This is a genomic window from Pseudomonas sp. 32_A (assembly GCF_017490905.1).
GTDB lineage: Bacteria > Pseudomonadota > Gammaproteobacteria > Pseudomonadales > Pseudomonadaceae > Aquipseudomonas > Aquipseudomonas inefficax.
In genome coordinates, this window is the sequence record NZ_JAFGYI010000047.1 from 1 (window position 1) to 19293 (window position 19293).

General features: G+C 56.4%; 15 protein-coding genes and 1 tRNA gene. 9 read left to right on the forward strand and 7 right to left on the reverse strand.

Features of this window, described 5'->3' with window-relative positions:
• Positions 1 to 978: methyltransferase (locus J5M58_RS22315; protein WP_207879646.1), on the forward strand; the 978-nt coding region annotated here is incomplete at its 5' end.
• A gap of 364 nt (positions 979 to 1342) precedes the next feature.
• On the opposite strand, the gene J5M58_RS22320 is transcribed toward J5M58_RS22315, so the two are convergent.
• Positions 1343 to 1618 carry a DUF3077 domain-containing protein gene (locus J5M58_RS22320; protein ID WP_207879648.1) on the reverse strand — a complete coding sequence of 92 codons (276 nt, stop codon included), beginning with the start codon at positions 1616 to 1618 and terminating at the stop codon, positions 1343 to 1345.
• 573 nt (positions 1619 to 2191) lie between these two features.
• On the opposite strand from J5M58_RS22320, the gene J5M58_RS22325 reads away from it, so the two are divergent.
• From J5M58_RS22325 to J5M58_RS22340, 4 genes are all read left to right on the forward strand, one after another.
• Positions 2192 to 2440 (forward strand): hypothetical protein, encoded by a 249-nt coding sequence (locus J5M58_RS22325; protein ID WP_112251364.1) that lies wholly within the window; start codon positions 2192 to 2194, stop codon positions 2438 to 2440.
• A 98-nt stretch (positions 2441 to 2538) separates the two neighbouring features.
• Positions 2539 to 2614: transfer RNA gene (locus tag J5M58_RS22330), tRNA-Thr, on the forward strand.
• 163 nt (positions 2615 to 2777) lie between these two features.
• Positions 2778 to 4097, forward strand: coding sequence for an integrase arm-type DNA-binding domain-containing protein (locus J5M58_RS22335; RefSeq protein ID WP_207879651.1), 1320 nt, complete (start codon positions 2778 to 2780; stop codon positions 4095 to 4097).
• A 928-nt stretch (positions 4098 to 5025) separates the two neighbouring features.
• Positions 5026 to 6006 carry an integrase domain-containing protein gene (locus J5M58_RS22340; protein ID WP_207879653.1) on the forward strand — a complete coding sequence of 327 codons (981 nt, stop codon included), beginning with the start codon at positions 5026 to 5028 and terminating at the stop codon, positions 6004 to 6006.
• Between the two features lie 314 nt (positions 6007 to 6320).
• Here J5M58_RS22340 and J5M58_RS22345 read toward each other — a convergent pair whose 3' ends face one another.
• The 5 genes from J5M58_RS22345 to J5M58_RS22365 all read right to left on the reverse strand — a co-directional run bounded on the left by J5M58_RS22345 (position 6321) and on the right by J5M58_RS22365 (position 12021).
• Positions 6321 to 8648, reverse strand: a complete 2328-nt coding sequence (locus J5M58_RS22345) for an AAA family ATPase (protein ID WP_207879654.1) — start codon at positions 8646 to 8648, stop codon at positions 6321 to 6323.
• Positions 8626 to 9369, reverse strand: coding sequence for an ABC-three component system middle component 1 (locus J5M58_RS22350; protein ID WP_207879656.1), 744 nt, complete (start codon positions 9367 to 9369; stop codon positions 8626 to 8628). Before J5M58_RS22350 ends, J5M58_RS22345 begins: the two co-directional genes overlap by 23 nt.
• The gene (locus J5M58_RS22355; RefSeq protein WP_207879658.1) at positions 9362 to 10606 is read right to left on the reverse strand and encodes an ABC-three component system protein; all 1245 of its coding nucleotides are present in this window, start codon (positions 10604 to 10606) and stop codon (positions 9362 to 9364) included. The genes J5M58_RS22350 and J5M58_RS22355 overlap by 8 nt, the downstream gene beginning before the upstream one ends.
• A 541-nt stretch (positions 10607 to 11147) precedes the next feature.
• Positions 11148 to 11621, reverse strand: a complete 474-nt coding sequence (locus J5M58_RS22360) for a type II toxin-antitoxin system HigA family antitoxin (RefSeq protein ID WP_102083355.1) — start codon at positions 11619 to 11621, stop codon at positions 11148 to 11150.
• A gap of 46 nt (positions 11622 to 11667) precedes the next feature.
• Positions 11668 to 12021 carry a type II toxin-antitoxin system HigB family toxin gene (locus J5M58_RS22365; protein WP_082810503.1) on the reverse strand — a complete coding sequence of 118 codons (354 nt, stop codon included), beginning with the start codon at positions 12019 to 12021 and terminating at the stop codon, positions 11668 to 11670.
• Between the two features lie 177 nt (positions 12022 to 12198).
• Here J5M58_RS22365 and J5M58_RS22370 point away from each other — a divergent pair, with 177 nt between their 5' ends.
• Positions 12199 to 12405 (forward strand): DUF3079 domain-containing protein, encoded by a 207-nt coding sequence (locus J5M58_RS22370; protein ID WP_112251351.1) that lies wholly within the window; start codon positions 12199 to 12201, stop codon positions 12403 to 12405.
• A gap of 447 nt (positions 12406 to 12852) precedes the next feature.
• Here the strand turns inward: J5M58_RS22370 and J5M58_RS22375 are convergent, their stop codons facing one another.
• Positions 12853 to 15150: a TonB-dependent siderophore receptor gene (locus tag J5M58_RS22375; protein ID WP_207879660.1), complete on the reverse strand. Its 2298-nt coding sequence runs from the start codon at positions 15148 to 15150 to the stop codon at positions 12853 to 12855.
• Positions 15151 to 15290: 140 nt separating this feature from the next.
• On the opposite strand from J5M58_RS22375, the gene J5M58_RS22380 reads away from it, so the two are divergent.
• The 3 genes from J5M58_RS22380 (at position 15291) to J5M58_RS22390 (ending at position 19182) form a co-directional block, all read left to right on the forward strand.
• The gene (locus J5M58_RS22380) at positions 15291 to 16010 is read left to right on the forward strand and encodes a response regulator (protein WP_112251347.1); all 720 of its coding nucleotides are present in this window, start codon (positions 15291 to 15293) and stop codon (positions 16008 to 16010) included.
• Between the two features lies 1 nt (position 16011).
• Positions 16012 to 17379: an ATP-binding protein gene (locus tag J5M58_RS22385; RefSeq protein WP_207879662.1), complete on the forward strand. Its 1368-nt coding sequence runs from the start codon at positions 16012 to 16014 to the stop codon at positions 17377 to 17379.
• Positions 17380 to 17514: 135 nt separating this feature from the next.
• Positions 17515 to 19182, forward strand: coding sequence for an FMN-binding glutamate synthase family protein (locus J5M58_RS22390; protein ID WP_112251345.1), 1668 nt, complete (start codon positions 17515 to 17517; stop codon positions 19180 to 19182).
• The last annotated feature ends 111 nt before the right edge of the window (positions 19183 to 19293 follow it).

Below are 19293 nucleotides of genomic sequence, written 5' to 3' on the forward strand. Positions count from 1 at the left end.
CAGCATGCCCGACAGCTTTCGGCCGTCGGCAGCCTTCCGGCAACCGACCTGCCCCCCGCCGCCCACCGCCTCGACGTCGCCGTCCCCGGCCGTAAATGGCAACAGATCGAAGCCTTCGCCAGCCACCTGGCCTTTCGCGAACAGCCCCATCATTGGCTGGACTGGTGCTCCGGCAAAGGCCACCTCGGCCGCCGCCTTCTGCAACCCGGTCAACACCTGACCTGCCTGGAATACGACGCCGAACTGGTCGTCGCCGGCCAGGCCCTGAGCGCGCACCACCACCTGCCGGCGCAACACGTGCACCAGGATGTGATGGCCAACGACAGCGCCCGCCACCTGGCTGGCGACAAAAGCGTGGTCGCCCTGCACGCCTGTGGCGACCTGCATGTGCGCCTGATGCAACTGGCCAGCCAGCAAGGTTGCCGGCAACTGGCCGTGGCGCCCTGCTGCTACAACCGCATCGGGGCGCAGCAATACCAGCCTTTATCCACAGCCGCCCAAGCCTCCAGCCTGCGGCTGTCACTGGACGACTTGGGCCTGCCCTTGAGCGAAACCGTTACCGCCGGCGCCCGCGTGCGGCGCCAGCGCGACACCTCGATGGCCCGGCGCCTCGGCTTCGACCTGCTACAACGCCAGCAGCGCCAAACCGACGCGTACCTGCCGACCCCGTCACTACCCGTGGCCTGGCTGGAGAAGCCCTTCGAGCAGTACTGCTGCGACCTGGCCGACCTCAAGCAATTGCAGCTGACTGGCAACCCGGACTGGGCCGCCCTGGAAGCCGCCGGTTGGCAGCGCCTGGCCGAGGTCCGCAACCTGGAGCGGGTGCGCAACCTGTTCCGCCGGCCGCTGGAGCTGTGGTTGGTACTCGATCGTGCCCTGTTCCTCGAAGAACAAGGCTACAACGTGCGCCTTGGCCTGTTCTGCGACTACCCACTCACTCCACGCAACCTGCTCATCCTCGCCGAACGCGACTGTTAGCCGCAGCACAACCTGTGGATAACTCTGTGAACAAGCTTGTGATTACCTGTTGGATCCAAGCGCTATTTCAAGCGTTCGGCTTATTCCCGCTTGCACGCCAAGGCCAGTAAAAACAGGCGTTTGCGCAAAGACCAGCGGTGTAGCGGTCCGGCATGCCTTTCGCGCAAGTCGCCGATGCCACTTGTGCATAAACATTTCTTGTGGTTGGAGTTAGAGCTGCATACACGGTCTTTTGTAGGAGCGGCCTTGCGTCGCGAAAGGGCTGCAACGCAGCCCCGGCGATTCCTGAAACTGCATCGAAAATGGGGGCCGCCTTGCGGCCCATCGCGACACAAGGCCGCTCCTACACTGACCGCGTGAGCCTTCAGTGCGTCTTGTTCTTGGCAATCTCGATATCGTTCATCAGCGCCTTGGCCATGTCGCACAGATAATCGGCAGCGCCCAGGAATTTATGGTCATCCTCCATATCCCCCTCGCGCACCAGATGCTTGATGTAGCCCATCAGGATCGAGACATGCTCATAGGCAGCATCGACGGGGACACCAGGCTCCACGCGTAGCAGATTGAGGGATGGGTTACCGGCTGCGAGGAAGGTTTCAACGCCTGCGGTGGTGATGGGTTCGATGATGGTTTTCTTCATGGCATAAATCCTTACTCGGGGAGGGGACTGCCAGAAATCTTTCTCACGGATTTGGGTGGCAGCCGTACGCGGGGTGAGAAACCGGTCGAATAAGGAAGCCCGGCCAGACCGAAGTCTGCCCGCGTACGGCCACCATAAATGGGTAGCGCTTATTCGATCAGGGTTCTCACACCCGGTCGCCAGAGCGACCCGAAAACGGTATCCGTGAGCCATTTCCCCGACAACAGCGATACTTCGGCGGCGCCCGTAGGATAGTTCCGAAGCATCCAAACGCTGAAGCCATTAGCCCCCTAGTTCAGAATCTTCGTACAGCTGATGGCCCTTTCGCGGGTAAACCCGCTCCCACAGGAATCTCACAAGGCTTGAGAACAGTGATATACCTGTGGGAGCGGGTTCACCCGCGAAGAGGCCTGAACAGACAACAATAAAGCTAAAGCTTCACCGCTGATCCCGCCCTACGGTGTATCATCCGCCCCCCAAATCATTAAAAAGTGACGTCGCGCGCTGCCCGCCAGCCCCGCGACCTTCTGGCGTTGCGCCAGAACCGACAATGGACTAACGGACCCGACCATCGTGACCCAGACCAAGCCCCTCGCCCTGCTGACCCTCGCCCTGGCCCTGACCGGCTGCGCCAGCGGCACCGCGCCCCACCCCACCAGCAGCCTGGGCTGGAACCACCCCGCCATGCAGCTGGGCGGCGACAACGGCCTGCCCCTGCGCACCGAAAGCCCCTGCCGCAAGCGTGGCTGCGACAACGACAAGCTGTTCTTCAACCCGGGCAAAACCGAGCCGAGCGTCACCACCATCCACCGTGGCTGGTAGGAAAATTCTTCTTTCAGGCCGGTGACTTAGGTCATTTGCGCACAATCGCAAGGAAGTGGTTTACAGGCGCCAACCGATCGTTATAATGACGCCCCATTGCCGGTATAGCTCAGATGGTAGAGCAACTGACTTGTAATCAGTAGGTCCCGGGTTCGATTCCTGGTGCCGGCACCATTCAAGGTTCCATAGAAAGCTTTCAAAATCTCTGGAACCCCCGAAAAACCCGCCTTCTGGCGGGTTTTTTCGTTTTGGCGTTCCGTCGGATTCCGAGGGTAGCCAGCGCTAATAAGGGTAGTTTTAAGGATAGAGGTCCGTTTCGATATCGGAGACTACCCTTATGGCCCGCACCACTGCCCCGCTTACAGACACCGCCTGTCGCACGGCAAAGCCCAGAGAGCGCGAGTACAAGCTCTTCGACGGCGACGGTCTTTACCTGCTTGTGCAACCCAACGGCCGCAAAGGCTGGCGACTCAGGTACGTGAAACCGGATGGCCGCGAAGGCCTGACCGCTCTTGGCAGCTATCCGGTGGTCGGGCTGGGCGACGCACGCCGCAAGCGCTTCGAGATCAAGCAGCAGCTCGCCAACGGCATAGATCCCATCCAGTACAAGCAACAAACCAAGACCCAGGCCGTGATCAACGGCCGCACCTTCGAAAGCGTTGCGCTCGACTGGTATGCGAGCATGGTGCCGAAGTGGGCGCCCGGCCACGCCAAGACTGTGCTCAGCCGGTTGAAGACACATGTATTCCCTTTGCTTGGTGCCAAGGCAATCGTTGAGTTGGACACCCACGACCTCATGCAGCCACTGGAAGCCGTGACGAAGCGCGGCACCATCGACGTGGCGCTCAGGATCAAGAACTACCTGCAAAGCATCATGCGCGAGGCTAAACGGCTGCGGCTGATCACGGCGAACCCGGCTCACGACCTCGATGGCTCGATCAAGACACCACGGGTAACTCACCGACCCGCACTACCCTTATCGCGGCTGCCAGAGCTACTGGCATGCATTGAGGACTACAGAGGTCGCCCGCTCACGCGCCTCACGGTGATGCTGTCGTTGCATGTATTCGTACGTTCCAGCGAACTGCGCTTCGCCCGTTGGAACGAGTTCGACCTCAAGCGTGGAATCTGGGAAATCCCCGACACCCGCCCGGCGCTGGACGGCGTACCGTTTTCCACAAGAGGTACGAAGATGGCTGGGGACATTCACGTTGTACCCTTATCGCAGCAGGCAGTGACCTTGCTTGAGCAGATCTACGCGATCACCGGCAAGTTCGACCTGGTGTTCGCGGGAGATGCCAAACCGTGGAAACCGATGTCCGAGAACACGGTGAATGCCGCACTCAGGACGATGGGCTACGACACCAAGGTGGATATCTGCGGCCACGGATTCCGAGCCATGGCGTGCAGTGCGCTGGTCGAGTCCGGGCTGTGGTCGGAGACGGCTATCGAACGGCAGATGAGCCACAAGGAACGCAACAACGTTCGAGCCGCTTATACCCACAAGGCCGAGTTCCTCGAAGAGCGTCGGATGATCATGACTTGGTGGAGCCGGTTTCTGGAGGCGAACCGCGAGGACCATGTGACGCCACATGAGTTTGCCAAGCAGACGGGCGAGAACGTCACGCGCCTTCGCAGTGCCAAGAGGACCGAGTAGTCCGCCGCACCACCACCTCAACTCGCTGTGAAGTTACCCACAGCACCGCATGAAGCTCCTCCGCGCGGGTCCTTTCAAACGGGGCTGAAAAGCCGCCCCGTTTGAAAGGACCATCCCTAAGAAAAAACTGCTGGCACAGCTTACGTCTGTGGAAAACCACTGATGTCCACCGGAGGATAGTTTTATCCACAGGCGCTAAATCCCTGATATCGCGCTGCTTGACGAATATTGTCCACAAGCGTAGACCGGGAGTCGCAAGAGCTGTCGATGACAGCACCCCAGGTGACCCGAACCTTTAAGGTCACGCCGCTCCCGCGGTGGTTCACCCGCAAGTACGATTCGCGTCCGGCAGCTCGTACGGTCACTACCCATGTGATGGATGCCAACTCAATATCGTTGCCCCTGCGGCAACCACCCTACCCATCTGCTCAGCAGCAACCTATCCGCTTGGCCATTTCACGTGCGCCAACCTGCGCCCGTCTCTTTCACTGGAAAGAGACGGGCGCTCCTGACACTGCTGCAGCCCAGATCGCACAAGGCTCAGCGGCAATTCCCATCGTGACAATCGGCGTGACAAACGCCGATGTCACCAGCAACAGCCATGCAGATGATGGTGCCGCAGACCAGGGAATGGACTGCACCTGACTGACAGTCAGGCATGCCCCGGTCATCGCACCGCTGCGTTCACCCGACTCAGGATCTCGCGGCACTGGTCTCGTCAGCCAATGCAGCCTCCACCCGCCCACCGTTAACGGTGCTCAGGAGGCCAGATCATGAGATGCCCTTGCTCCCGGACGTAAGGAGCCGCCAGTCCCGCGTTAGAGGACATCCCCACAGGTCGCAGGGGCCTTGATCCCTGATAACACTCAACATTCTTGGCGGGATGACGTGGGGCGAGGATCGGAGAACAGGCGATGAGGTGATCGACATGGCATTGGTAGGTAGGCGGGATGGCCGCAATTTCGGCTATGGCAGGCAACTGAGCTATGCAGGGCCGCAGGCGTTGAAAGACATGTTCAGCGGCGGCCATTACGGCACTGTGAAGGCACACTGTCATCGGTGGCAGGCATTCGTGAAGTGGTGCCGCTCCGAACAGGGGCCCGGTATCAATGATGCGCGGCAGATTGATCGGAAAGTGTTGGCCGACTATGCGGCGTATCTGCGTGACGTGGTTAGGCGTGGGGACCTCGCCGTCAACACCGCACAAAACCGGCTATCTAGCGTTAACAGGACCATGGCGGCGCTTCGCGGTGATCAGTACGTGAAATTGCCCAGCCCGAGCAAGGCGTTGGGTATGCAGCGCACCGGGGTTCGACAGTCGGTGCCACAGGGCCAAGACCGCGAACAGGTTAAGCAGATCGTCGAGGCGCTTTGCCGTCATCATCAGCTCCGGGCCGCTGCGATCGTTCTGTTGGCGCGAGCCACCGGTATGCGCTTGCGAGAGGCCATCTTGGCTGACCTGCCACGGCTTAGCCTAGAGGCTAACGAGCTGGGCAGGATCAACATTCAAGATGGCACCAAAGGCGGCCGCGCCGGCGCCTCCGCACCCCGCTGGGTTACGGTGGATGATCATATTCGTGGTGCGCTTGGATTTACACAGCAGGTCTCTCCTGCCGGTAGCCGCAACCTGGTTGCACCAAGCGAAAGCTACCTGAATGTTTTGCAGAAAATCGTCCGCCCTGCGCGGAACATCCTGCATACACACAGCCTCAAGGGCTTCCATGAATTACGAGCGGCCTACGCATGTGAACGCTATGAGCAAATCACCCAGCATCCCGCGCCTATCAACGGCGGCCAATGTTGCCGGGTAGATAGGCACCTTGATCGTCAGGCCCGTAGACAAATTTGCTATGAGCTGGGACACGGTCGTACAGATGTGGCTTCCGCTTACATCGGTGATCGAGCATGAGCAAGGCATTCGACATGGAGCTATTCCTTGTAGGCGTCCTGACGGGGTCACACTCCACGCGCCTGCGTCATCTCCGCCAGGCAATAGCCATTCGAGCAGCAATTGCCAAACGCTGGCAAATAGACAATCCATGGGCTTGGCAGCGAAAGCACTTTAGGTGGATTATGATTACGCATATGAAAACTCGCTCACCCTCGACCAAATATTATTACTGGCTAACCATGAACCTGATATTAGCTCGGTTAGGCAAAGCGCAACAAACAACTAAGAAATGCGCCTCAAAAACCTAATTATGAGGCGCCCCTAAAATACATTTATACTGTTATATTTTTTGGCAACATAGAGACAGAGGCTTGAGACAATCCTGCACGCTTGAATTTATACCGCATATACGTTGACACTTCCATCTCATGGTTTGACAACAAAATCTGACGATCTGAAAGCTCTACCCGTAACAAATCACTCAATGAAGCAATGTTAATCTCATCCATTGACTGTACTGGGTCATCAATCAGTATGAATGGATTAAGAGCATATACCCTATTCAATGTTAGGAAAAACGCCAAACCTAATGATGCGATTTGCCCACTACTCATAGACAGGATTGCATCATGATCAGACTTCAGCGCAGTATTGAATTTCAGTATATCTCCTTTACCGCTCACTATAAACAAACCTAACCCACGCTGATAATTCTGTATGAGTCGTCCACTATAAATATGGAACAACAGCTCTATGTCACCAATAGTCTTTTTCGCATACTGCTTCGCAGTTTCGTCCAATTGCTTTCTAAGCTTAACAATTTTTGCTTTTATTTTCTTTCCAGCTTCAATCCTAGATCTGAGCTTACCAAGCTCCGCTACTTTAGACTTATACTCTTCGCTTTTGAATTTAGAATGAGCGGCTCTGAGATAGGATTCTTTATTTTCAAAATCTGAAATGCTAAGTAAGGTTATATCTGATGCGTTCAAGAAAGCCATCTCTAAGCTAGATGACCAGCCTAAAGGAAGCACATCACTTTCTGGTTTTTTAGCTGTAGCAATAATCCCTTTTGCCTCATTAAACCGTAACAGCAGAGCTGCATCATCAGCCGTAAAACTTAGATCTTTCGATACGCCATACTGCACCAACTGCAAAACCACTTCACTTATAATTGAGAACTTAGATTCTGCTACTGTGAGAGCCTTAAAAAGAATACTATCGAAATCTTTTGCGACTAGGCCACGCTGCTGCGTGAAGTCTGCTATCTGTAAATTCAGTAAGTCCTGTATTGACTTTATTGTCTCTTCTAACTTCTGAGCAGAAGCATCTATTTCAGATCGAATTCTTTCCGCATTATTTAAAGCAGCTTCCTCTAACGCAGCGTAAGTCGCCCATGAGAACCCACAGAATGGACAACCGGAAATTTCCAAGTCTTCACATTCTTTGTGTTGTCGTAGCAACTCTGCATGAGCACTTAGTAAATTTACAAGCTTTGCGTTCTTAGCTGCACTATCAGACTTAATTAGATCCCGCGCCTCAATGAGACTATTCACACCGACCAAATCAGCAGCATTCTTAAGACTTTTTAAATCTACTTCCTTTATCTCTGAAGCTGGCTTTCTGAATATCAAAAGATCATGATCCAGCCCAACTAGCGTCGAGTTTTTTACTTTCAGACCTTCATATCCAGCTACCTCAGCACCCAACTGAAGAGCCAACTTTATATCGTCCTCTCTTTTTAAAAACTCATCAATATTACTATTGGCCTTTCTCGTCAGAACCTCATCAAAGTTCTGATGTATTTTAAATATATCCCGCAATTCACGTATCAGGGTTTCAATATCATTATCATTTACAGCCGATAGAGGCTGTTCAACATCCCAACCAGGCGACGGCAGCGCGGTACTCAACCGCTTGAAGTCAACGGCATTCTCGGAATCTTGGAACTGACCACTAAGCTGTCTAATTTTTTCATTCAACTCAGCTTGGAGGTCAGTATGCTCTTTCCCAGTGTAAGACTCCGTAATAATACTTTCTAACGCGGAGCAATATGATATCTGACTCGTTAATTTATCGGTATTAATCAGATGTTCAATACCTTTTTTTCTTTCAGTGGCGTCCGTCGAGTACAGGTACCTATTCTGCCCTTGCTCAAGATAGTTCAATAAAGAGAAATTTTTTAAGAAGTTTTCTCCTAGAATACTCTCTAGTTCTTTAGAATCAAGACTCACTCCAAACTCAGTGGAGTCGATACTGCTTATTTCGTAAAGCTTAAAAATAGAGAAATTGTCAGGTGCATTATTATCCGGGTTCGATAAGTCCGCCATGGTAGCAACACGAGCTAGGAAAATTGACTCCCCTGAATCTTGATTTATTAGCTCCGCTCTAATAGCGATGTCGCCTTCTTTATTTCTATTCCAATATATGTTTTCTTCGAATTGTTTTTTGCGCGAACGCTTTGCAACTGTTGCATCATTTGTATTGATAATTCTTTGTATAACGCCAGTAAACAAAAGCTCCAACGCATCAAATATGCTCGTTTTTCCAAATCCATTGGGGCCATCCAAAGTGATCATGGAGGCAGCTCGAAAATCAATAGATGTATTTTCAAACGGCTTGAAATTTTCAATCTTAAGGCTAGATATTTTCCATTTCTTCATGAACCAGAGTCTCGATTAGTTTGTCTGCTTCAATCCCAGATGCAGAAGCATTAAAGATTCTGAGATGAAGATCGGTCAATTTTTTCTCGGCAAGTGCTTCCTCTACATAAATATCAAGCGGCTTCAGTGAGCTTTCCTTAACTGGAACCTTTACAAATGGGAGCTTTATAAAAATTCTCGCCGCAACACTATATAACGTAGGCGATAGCGGTTGATCTCGATATTCTGCAAACATCCTATCATCGACAACCATCGCTGAAACGCTTTCGAAGCTGTGCCCTTCTAACAGCCTAAGCTCTTCTTCGCTGTAATAAAGAAAATATTTTTTGAAATAATATGGATTTTCTTCAATACCAAATACCTTGCTCTCAATTCCATCAAAGTCAGCTCGACGCCTTAATTTATGCAGAATAATCAGGTCGGTATTTTTATCGAACGCAGGATCAGATTTGAATGATTCAGGAGCATGCAGTAGCACTAATTTATTCAGCACCTGCGGTGATGGTATATTTCCACACTCAACCACAGCGAGGAATCGCTTCCTATCTCCACTATCCTGACTAAAATAAGTCAAAGACTTATAGTCAATATCCTCAAGACCTGCTAAAAATTCTTCTGCCGAAGATTCTATGGTGACGCCATCTACTTTAGAATTGTCGCCGGCATCAAACAAAGTAAACTCATGCTTCAAGGCAGCCTGTAGAACAATCTCTTTAATCATTCAACTTCACCCTCGCCTCTTCCCTTGAAATTATTGTTGCATCAAAGGCTTTAGTTATTTTGTTACGATCCTTACCCATCAATGAAAACTCATCTTCTACAGCATCCCGCGAAGCGCCGGTAGCTGCACAAAATCGCTCAGCGGGTGAAAAAATATTTGCTCTAGCTGCGATTAGCCATTGATATTCAACTAAGATATCTATTAGCTCTGGATCGCTTTTCAGCTGCTCCATGAGATCTTCAGCAAACCTATGCTCCCGTCGAGCATTGTCTGCCGAAATTGCTGTCGGCAAATAAAAATCTCCGGCGGAGCACTTATAATAAGGAGGCTTTTGCTCACTCAGTGGTGCTTTATCTATATCGTAGATAACATCCACATAATCATAAACACTGTTCTCACTCACGACCATTGAGGAAGATCCGAAACATAACGACTTCCACAGCCATGTAAATGGAGTATCACCCAGCTTTTTAATCTGATCGTAAACATTTGCGACTTTTTGAATAACAGTTCTATCTACTGTTTTTTCCATTGTATTGGTATACCCATACAATGATTTACAAACGGCCATCCTGGCTTGGAACATCTTGTATACAATATCGTCTTCATGGGTAGCGGTGAGGCTTAATAACTCTACAATTTTCTTACTTTTTAAAGTTTGAGTGAACGCGGCTTCTGCGGCGCTCATTAACCCATCCTGATTGCACGCGTGTATATATATTACTTGAGCGGCAATATGACTCTGCAAAGCTTCAAACTTCAAATTCACTAAAAAATCACTACAAGGCAACCCTTCGGAAACCAAGTACTTCTTAATTCTTGACTTCGTTTTTTCTTCAACATCCTGGAGATAGCAGTAAGGCAGCCCATCGTAAGTATAAAATTTAACGACATTCCCATTGCCGCCAACAAAATCAGAAGCATCATCAAGGCGCGTAGATGTATGAAAATATCTTTTGGTATTCTTATCACATAACTTATATGTGGATGCGGCTTTTTCGAGAGCCTCCTCATAGGCAGCTCTTTTATCATCTGCTAACGCTTTTACCTGATGCGTAGAAACTGCAATTCCATTTTCAATTATCGCAAAATCATCAATGCTGTCGATTTGCAACTCAAACGACATTTTATTGAGCACACATTCTATGGAATGATAAAGCGCTAAATGCCCTTGATAAATAAACCCACTCCATGTAGGCGCAGCTGTATGAGGATGGGACGCAGCCGATTTTGACATGCAATATGTCCTAGGCAAATTTAGAGACAGAGCCAGAATTAACCTTCTAACTTAGTAAAATATGATCTTAATTTCTGTATCCGGTGTTTAACTTTTTGTTGCGCGCGCCCAGCGGCGTCATGAAAACTTCCTTGATTGTCATTTCTCTGCATTCCCTTGAGCGATATCACTATGACATCGCCGAATCTAACATACCTGTAGGGTCAAAAAAAGGGTCTGCCAGACTTCCGAATAGGGCTGCAACACTCATTGCAAGGATAGCGATGGGGCATGCCTCACAGGACCAGTTTCAGAGTAAGTGCCAGCCGGGCAGGGAAACAAACCCTATTCATCAAGTATTAGAAGCAGGACGCCGTTCTAATTTCTAAGCGCCAAAGGGGTAGAATTAGAGATAGCGCGCTGAGTAACCACAGAAAAAAACCATACAAAACATATAGTTGGCTTTCGATTCGACTCCTGGTGCCGTATCAAAAAAAGGCTCACCGAAAGGTGAGCCTTTTTTGCCTTCTGTGCCCCGCGATCCCTGCGACCCCTACCGATTTCAAACCACCCCATGCATGAAAAATTCAACCGGTACGTTGAAAAACTCAGCAAAGCCCTTTATCTGGGCAACCGTCATCTTCCGCTTGTTGTTCAAAATCTCTGAAACCGCGCTCTGAGTTGCTATCGAGGCAAGGTCCTTCTGCTTCACGCCCCTGTCCGACAGCAGGAAGGCCAACGCTTCGGCCTGGCTCGCAAACGGCACGAGTACCGACTCACTCTCATACTCGTAGACACGATCCGCCACCATCTCCGCAAAGCGCGCTGCTGCGTGACCTTCGCTGTCGGCATGCGAGTAGAGCTCATCGATCAATGCCATCCGCGCCTGGAGCTCAGCATCGTCCTTGATGGGGTCATGGCAGGCAGCAAGAAGCTGGGCCATGGTTGCCATTTGGGCGTTCAGGCCATCCAGCATGGGTGAAATATTAGCGATGAAGGCATCTAGTCCATTGGCTTCGATTTTATCCCGCTTCATGGTTGTCACCTGTCGAATCGGTAGGTTTTGGGCAAGTGCCAGGCGGCTACCTGACATCGCTCTTGCACCACTTGTCGTACTCCGCGTGCGACAGAATGGCCTTGATATAGAGGGTGCCCGTTCGTGTGTTGAGCCATGCGATCAGACGGCATTCGTTTTTCTTGATATCGAACACATAGACATCAAGCGGCCCTTTTCGGCTGGAGGGCCTGAGTTTTGAACAAGGAATGCGGTCAACGTTCCAGCCAGAGGCGGTAGACCACGTATCCCTTAGCTGCTCAAAAGACTCGAAGCGCAGCGTCGCCCTATCAAAGGTCGTGAGCCACAGGCTCAGGGGGGCTTTCCACTGGGCGTGAGCTTCGATGGCTTTGGTAACCGCCGCTTTCGTAATCACTCGCATCGTGTTGTCTCGGCGTACCAAGGTGCCTACAAATTATTCCGGATCCAGATATCTGTCAAGCAGATATCTGGATCCGGAATATGCGCTCCGCTGAGGGTCACCTGGATATTGATGTCGATCAAGCTGAATAGCGGGCCGAGGTATAGGTTTGGGACATAGTCCTGAGGGAAGCTGACCATGGCCAAGAAGTTCCCCACAAACCCCAGCCACCCGGAGCGCATCTGCTGGGGCTGCGACCTGTATTGCCCGGCCAAGGCATTGGCCTGTGGCAATGGGGCGAGTCGCACCATGCACCCGGTGGAACTGTTTGGTGAGGACTGGGACAGTTTCGAGGATCGGCTGGAGAAGCCGGTTGATCGCGAGCAAGGGACTGGCCCTAGGTGAAATAGGGCAGCTTTACGGCCCATAGCCGGCAAGCCAGGCTCTCATAGAGCTGGACATAACTCATTGAATTAGCAGGGGCCTTGTGGGAGCGGCTTTAGCCGCGAACAGCGGCGCAGCCGGTGGCATGCACCGCGTTGGATTCTTCGCGGCTAAAGCCGCTCCCACAGGGTACGCGGATTGCTTGCAATTTCAGTTATCTACGCGACAGCGCAGCCCAAAGGGCTGGGCCATCTACCACAGGTACAGCGCATGGTTTGAGCCTGGCGCCGCCCCAGCGAATCAGGTGCTGTGGTGGATGGCACGGGCTTCGCCCGTGTTCGCGGGCGCGCCCGCTCCCACAGGGATCGCGCCACCTGTTAGAAATTGAGCAAGGCAGTTGCTCCCAAAGTAGCGGTGGGAGCCCGGCTTGCCGGCGATGGGCTGCGCAGCAGCCCCAGGTGCGTTTGATCAGAACGCGGTGCTGACCGTCAGCGACAGGTTGCGTGGGTCACCATAAATCGCCCCGGCATAGAACCCATAGCGGGTGTAGTAATGCTTGTCGAAGAGGTTGTTGGCGTTGAGGCTGACGCTGGTGTCGTCGGTCAGCTGGTATTTGGCCATGGCATTCCAGATGGCATAACCGGACCAGTTCACATCAGTGGCACCGGTGCTCACACCATTGCTCGGCTGGCCCGCCGGGCTGGAGATTGCGCGGATGTTGCTCTGCGCAGTCACCCCGGCGCCCAGGGTCAGGCGGTCGAGCGGGCCGGAAAGGCGGTAGGTGGTCGAGGCCTTGAACAGGTGCGATGGGTCGCTGCGGCCGTCGCTGTCGACGCGGCGGAAGTGCAGGTAGGTGTAGCCGGCGTACACGTTCCAGCTGGGGGTCAGGGCGCCGGCGATTTCCAGGTCGATACCGTCGGTTTCCTGGCCGGAACCGGCTTTGTAGGCGTCGCCACCGGTGGGCGTGGTCAGGTCGCCGTCGAGCACTGCCTTGTTTTCCTGCTTGGTGCGGAAGTACGCCGCCGAGGCGTTCAAGCGGCCATCGAACCACTCTCCCTTGATACCCGTCTCGTAGCTTTGCCCGCGAATCGGCTCGACCTTGCTGCCGCTGCTGGTTTCAGCGGTTTGCGGGGTGAAGATGTCGGTGTAGCTGGCGTACAGCGAGTAGTTGTCGTTGAGGTCGTACACCGCGCCCAGGTACGGGGTGACGATGCCGTTTTCTTCCTGGCTGGTACGTGCGCCAGCCACGCTGCGGGTGGTGGCCGAGTAGTTGCTGGTGCGCACGCCGAGGATGACCGACAATGGGTCGGTGATGCTCAGGCGGGTTGCCGCGTACATGCCCTGCAGGCGGGTGGTGGTCTTGCTGTGGCGGCCGGTGCGCGAGGCGATGATGTTGTAGTCGTCATCCACGCCATTGTGCCAGTCGGTCAGCGGGAAGCCGTTGTTGGCGCGGAACTGGCACCCCAGCGCAGGCGCACTGGCCATGCCGTCGCCAACCATGGTGCAGGTGTATTCCGGCGACCAGGCCACGGTGCGGCTGTCGTTGTAGCCGACCATCGCCTGGTGGCTACGGCCGAACAGCTGGAACGGGCCGGACAGGTCGATCTGCGCCGATTGCTGGGTGGTGTCGGTGGAGCTGTGCAGGCCGTTGAGCACGGCACCGCTGCCATCCTGGTCCCAGTAGCCGCCGTAACTGCCTCGGCCCGCCGAGTTGACCTTGGCCAAGCCGCGGTGGTTGAGGGTTTCGGCGGTGCTCTGGGCGGCTTTCAGGTCCAGCGTCCAATCGTTGTCGAAGCGGTGCTCCAGCGAGCCGAACGCGGTGCGGGTGGTGTACTCGCCAAAGCTCCAGCTGGGTACCACGTTGGTGCTGCGCGGCAGGTCGGTCTTGCTGCCATCGCGGTACCAGATCGGGATGTTCGCGCCCCAGCCACCGCCGACAATCTTGTTGTACTCGTACTGGTAGCCGGCACCGAGGGTGGTGGCGTCGTCCAGGTCGAACTCGAAGTTGGCCAACGCGGCGCGGGAGCGCTCGGACTGGTTGTCGCGGAATGAGTTGGCGTCCTGCTGGGTCATCACGAAGCGCGAACGCAGGCGGCCGTCTTCGGACAGCGGCAGGTTGAGGTCGGCGCCCAGGCGGCGTTTGTCCCAGCTGCCGTAGGTGGCATAGGCGCTGCCGCCGAACGTCCTGGTCGGCGCCTTGCGGATCAGGTTGACGGTGGCCGACGGGTCGCCGGTACCGCCCAGCAGGCCATTGGCGCCGCGCACGATGTCGATGCGCTCGTAAAGGTCCATGTTCAGCGCGTTGCCGCCACCACTGAAGTCGGAGCCACCCTGGAACTGCAGGCCATCGACCTTCCAGTTGCTGATCGAGTAACCACGGGCACGGTAGTCGGTACGCCCGCCCACTTCGGACTTGCTCGCGGTCACACCTGGGGTGGTTTCCAGCGCTTGCTCGATGGTGTGGATGTCGCGGTCATCCATCTGCTGGCGGGTAATGGTGGTGACCGACTGCGGCGTCTGGCGCGGCGTCAGCGCCAGGCCGGTGGAGCTGCGGGTGCTTTCGACCGTGTAACCCAGCTGGCCGGCTTCGTCGGCAGGCAGCAGGGCGCTGTCTTCGATCTGCGTGGCGTCCAGCTCCAGGGGCTTGCTGTCGGCAGCCATCGCGCCACCGCTGACGGCCACGGCAATGAACAGGGCCAGCGGTTTGAGGCGCGTGCCGCCTCGGCTGATGGAGGAGAAGGCGTTCGGGGTGCTCTCGGAGTTCATTTGGGAAGGCTTCGTATTTGCAGATGATTTTTTGTTAGGATTCTAGGGATCGGCCCCCCGGGCTCCAGACCCGGCTTGTACGGGGATGTAATCGAACGTAACGAGCGCCACCGGCCCTCACCGAACAGGTGTTTTTCTGCATGAGCACAACTTTGCTTGTTGTCGATGATGACGACGAGATCCGCGAACTTCTTTGTGATTACCTGACAGATGCCGGCTATAACGTGCTGGCAGCAGCTGACGGCGAGCAGATGCGCGAGCAACTGGCCCGGCACAAGGTGGAGCTGGTGGTGCTCGACCTGATGCTGCCGGGCGAGGACGGCCTCAGCCTGTGCCGCCAGCTGCAAGCCACGCCCGGGCTGGCGGTAATCATGCTGTCGGCCAAGGGCAGCACGCTGGACCGCATCATCGGCCTGGAAGTGGGTGCCGATGACTACCTGGCCAAGCCGTTCGAGCCACGCGAGCTGATCGCCCGGATCAAGGCCGTGCTGCGCCGTCCGCAACGCCTGGATGCACCCGCCGCAGAGCCGGTAGAAGATGCCCAGCTGTTCGCCGGCTTCCGCCTGGAACACATGAAGCGCCTGCTCACCCGCCCTGATGGCCAGACCCTGACCTTGCCCCGCTCCGACCACCGCGTACTGCGCGAACTGCTGGAAGCCAACAACCGCGTGGTGTCGCGCGACCAGTTGACGCGCAGTGCGTTCGGCCGCGACCACCTGCCCGACGACCGTTCGGTGGACATGTGCGTCAGCCGCCTGCGCCAGCACCTGCGCCACGCTCCGGCGGGTGCCGCGCAAATTCTCACCATCCGCAACGAAGGCTATTTGCTGAGCATCGCCGCCAACGGGGCCGATGCCTGACATGCGCTGGCTGCGCCGGCTATGGCCACGCACATTGTTCGGCCAGCTGCTGCTGATAATGGTCAGCGGCACCGTGCTGGTCCAGTTGATGTCCAGCAGCATCTGGTTCGATGTGCGTTTTGCCCAGGTACTCGAGGCCCCTGTCCGGCTCATCGCCGCACGCAGCGCGCCGTTGATCGCCCAGGCTGACTGCCGCGCCGGTGCACTGCAGGCGCCAGCGCATTACCAACTGCGTTGCAGCGAAACCCTACCCACGCCGGTGCAGGACGAGCGCCGCGGGCGCAGGCGCGTCGAGCTGTTGCTGCACCAGGCCCTCGAGTACGAGTTGGGGCATGCCCAGGACGTGCGCCTGATCAAGGTGCAATTGACCGATGAACAGGGCCAGGCGATCGTCTGGCGCAGCCTGTTCGGCCTGCGCACCGCCCAGGCGCATCTGCAGTTCGCGGTGCCGTTGGCCGATGGGCACTGGCTGACCATCGAGGGCCAGGAACTGCAAGGCTGGAGCGGCGAGTCGGCCTGGGTGCTGATCAGCGATTATCTGTTGCGGGTGTACGCGCTGCGCATCGTCGCGGTATTGCTGGTGTGCCTGATCGCCGTGCGCCTGTGCCTGCGCCCGTTGCGACGCCTGGCCGATGCCGCGCGCGGTCTTGGTAGCAACCTCGAGCAGCCGCCTTTGGCGCTGGATGGCCCGGAGGAAGTACGCCAGGCGGCCCAGGCCTTCAATGCCATGCAGCAGCGGCTGATCGCGATGGTCAATGACAAGGCCTACTTCCTGGCCGCCGTGTCCCACGACCTGCGCACCCCGCTGACGCGCATGCGCCTGCGCCTGGAGCGCCTGCCGGACGACGAACACCGGCAGCGCCTGCGGCAGAACATCACGCAGATGGACGACATGATCGGCCAGGTACTCGATTACCTGCGCGCGGGGGAGCAGCAGAACTTGCAGCAGGTAGACCTGAACCGGCTGGTGGTGCGCCAGTGCGCGGAGCTGGCCACTGCCGAAGAGCCGCTGCCGGTGCATGGCCGGGCGGGCAGCCTGCGGGTCGATGCCCTGCTGCTGCAGCGCTGCCTGCAGAACCTGCTGGTCAATGCGTTGCGTTATGCCAAAGAGGTTTCGGTCACGCTGGAACAGGCGACCACGGGGGTGTTCATCCATGTCGATGACCGCGGGCCGGGGATTGCGCCGAGCCTGCTGGCGACCATCATCGACCCGTTCGTGCGCGGTGAGGGGTCACGCAACCAGGCTTCCGGGGGGTATGGGCTGGGGTTGAGTATTGCTCAGCGGATTGCCACCAGCCATGGGGGCGAGTTGCTGCTGGCGAACCGCGAGGGGGGTGGGTTGCGGGTTAGCGTGTTATTGCCTCGCTAACACCTTTTTGTGGGAGCGGCCTTGAGCCATGTACAGAGCCCTACATTCAAGTAACAGTCTTTTACCGATTACCCAGGTTTTCCCCTCCCCACCTTTGCCTATCCTAGGCCCGGTCATCCTGCCTGCGATGGACCCATGAAACACTCTCTACCCAGCCGCTACGCCTGCCTCGCCCTCTGCCTGCTGTTCACCTTCGCCAGCCTGCCGCTGCTACCCCAGCATGCCTGGCTGTGGCCGTTGACGCTGATCACCGCGCTGCTCAGCCTGGTCGGCCTGAACGACCTGCGGCAAAGCCACCACGCCGTGCGCCGCAACTATCCGATCCTGGGCAACATCCGCTACCTGATCGAAACCATCCGCCCGGAAATCCGCCAGTACCTGATCGAGGGCGACGACGACAAGCTACCGTTCTCCCGTTCGCAGCGTTCGCTGGTTTATGCCCGGGCCAAGAACGAAAGCGCCGAGAAAGCCTTTGGCACCCTCAACGATGCCTACAAGCCCGGCTTCGAGTTCATCAGCCATTCCATGCTGCCAGTGGCCACGCCAGACCCGGCGTCGTTCCGCATCGCCATTGGCGGGCCGCAATGCCGCCTGCCCTATTCGGCGTCGATCTTCAACATCTCGGCCATGAGCTTCGGTGCCCTCAGTGCCAACGCTATCGCTGCCCTGAACCGCGGTGCACGCATGGGCCGCTTTGCCCATGACACCGGCGAAGGCAGCATCAGCCCGTACCACCGCGAACATGGCGGTGACCTGATCTGGGAAATCGGCAGTGGTTACTTCGGCTGCCGCACCGAGGACGGGCGCTTCGACCCGCAGCGCTTCGCCGAGCAGGCACGCTCGCCACAGGTGAAGATGATCGAGATCAAGCTCAGCCAGGGCGCCAAGCCGGGCCACGGCGGCATCCTGCCAGGGCACAAGGTCAGCCCCGAGATTGCCGCAACCCGTGGCGTGCGCGAGGGCGAGGATTGCATCTCGCCGGCGGCGCACAGTGCCTTCCGCACCCCGGTCGAGTTGCTGCAGTTCGTTGCCAGCCTGCGCGAGCTGTCGGGCGGCAAGCCGGTGGGGTTCAAATTCTGCCTGGGCCACCCTTGGGAATTCATGGGCATTGCCAAGGCTATGCTGGCCACTGGCATCACTCCGGACTTCATCGTCGTCGATGGCAAGGAAGGCGGCACTGGGGCGGCGCCACGCGAGTTCAGCGACAACATGGGCGTGCCGATGCGCGAGGGCCTGATGTTCGTGCACAACACTCTGGTCGGCCTGAACCTGCGCGCCGGCATCCGCATTGGCGCAGCGGGCAAGATCGTCAGCGCCTTCGACATCGCCAGCGTGCTGGCCATCGGGGCGGACTGGGTCAACTCCGCGCGTGGCTTCATGTTCGCCATTGGCTGCATCCAGTCGCAGAGCTGCCATACCAACAAATGCCCGACCGGCGTGGCTACGCAAGACCCGTTGCGCCAGCGCGCCCTGGTGGTGCCAGACAAGGCCGAACGGGTAGCCAGTTTCCACCGCAACACGCTGCATGCGCTGGCCGAAATGTTGGCTGCTGCGGGCCTGGAACATCCTGCGGAGCTCAAGCCCAAGCATCTGGCACGGCGTATCAGCTCCAGCGAAATCGGGCTGTTCTCGGACCTGCACACGTTCCTCAAGCCTGGCGAATTGCTCAGTGGCTCGATTGAAAGCGAGTTTTATGCGCGGATGTGGCGGATGGCGCGTAGTGACAGCTTTGCGCCGGAGACTGGGGAGGGAGAGGTGAAGGTTGCCGGGGTGCGGCGCAAGGAAGTGGTGGAGACGGCATGAAAGCCTGGGGCCGCGTTGCGGCCCTTTCGCGACACAAGGCCGCTCCCACAATGGTCCTGCGCATGCCGGTCAATGTGGGAGCGGCCTTGTGTCGCGATGGGCTGCAAAGCA

Excerpts from the sequence above, each read along its gene's own strand:
- J5M58_RS22320 (WP_207879648.1), bottom strand. The coding sequence starts at position 1,618 with ATGAAGAAAACCATCATCGAACCCATCACCACCGCAGGCGTTGAAACC.
- J5M58_RS22335 (WP_207879651.1), top strand. The coding sequence starts at position 2,778 with ATGGCCCGCACCACTGCCCCGCTTACAGACACCGCCTGTCGCACGGCA.
- J5M58_RS22340 (WP_207879653.1), top strand. The coding sequence starts at position 5,026 with ATGGCATTGGTAGGTAGGCGGGATGGCCGCAATTTCGGCTATGGCAGG.
- J5M58_RS22345 (WP_207879654.1), bottom strand. The coding sequence starts at position 8,648 with ATGAAGAAATGGAAAATATCTAGCCTTAAGATTGAAAATTTCAAGCCG.
- J5M58_RS22350 (WP_207879656.1), bottom strand. The coding sequence starts at position 9,369 with ATGATTAAAGAGATTGTTCTACAGGCTGCCTTGAAGCATGAGTTTACT.
- J5M58_RS22355 (WP_207879658.1), bottom strand. The coding sequence starts at position 10,606 with ATGTCAAAATCGGCTGCGTCCCATCCTCATACAGCTGCGCCTACATGG.
- J5M58_RS22360 (WP_102083355.1), bottom strand. The coding sequence starts at position 11,621 with ATGAAGCGGGATAAAATCGAAGCCAATGGACTAGATGCCTTCATCGCT.
- J5M58_RS22365 (WP_082810503.1), bottom strand. The coding sequence starts at position 12,021 with ATGCGAGTGATTACGAAAGCGGCGGTTACCAAAGCCATCGAAGCTCAC.
- J5M58_RS22370 (WP_112251351.1), top strand. The coding sequence starts at position 12,199 with ATGGCCAAGAAGTTCCCCACAAACCCCAGCCACCCGGAGCGCATCTGC.
- J5M58_RS22375 (WP_207879660.1), bottom strand. The coding sequence starts at position 15,150 with ATGAACTCCGAGAGCACCCCGAACGCCTTCTCCTCCATCAGCCGAGGC.
- J5M58_RS22380 (WP_112251347.1), top strand. The coding sequence starts at position 15,291 with ATGAGCACAACTTTGCTTGTTGTCGATGATGACGACGAGATCCGCGAA.
- J5M58_RS22385 (WP_207879662.1), top strand. The coding sequence starts at position 16,012 with ATGCGCTGGCTGCGCCGGCTATGGCCACGCACATTGTTCGGCCAGCTG.
- J5M58_RS22390 (WP_112251345.1), top strand. The coding sequence starts at position 17,515 with ATGAAACACTCTCTACCCAGCCGCTACGCCTGCCTCGCCCTCTGCCTG.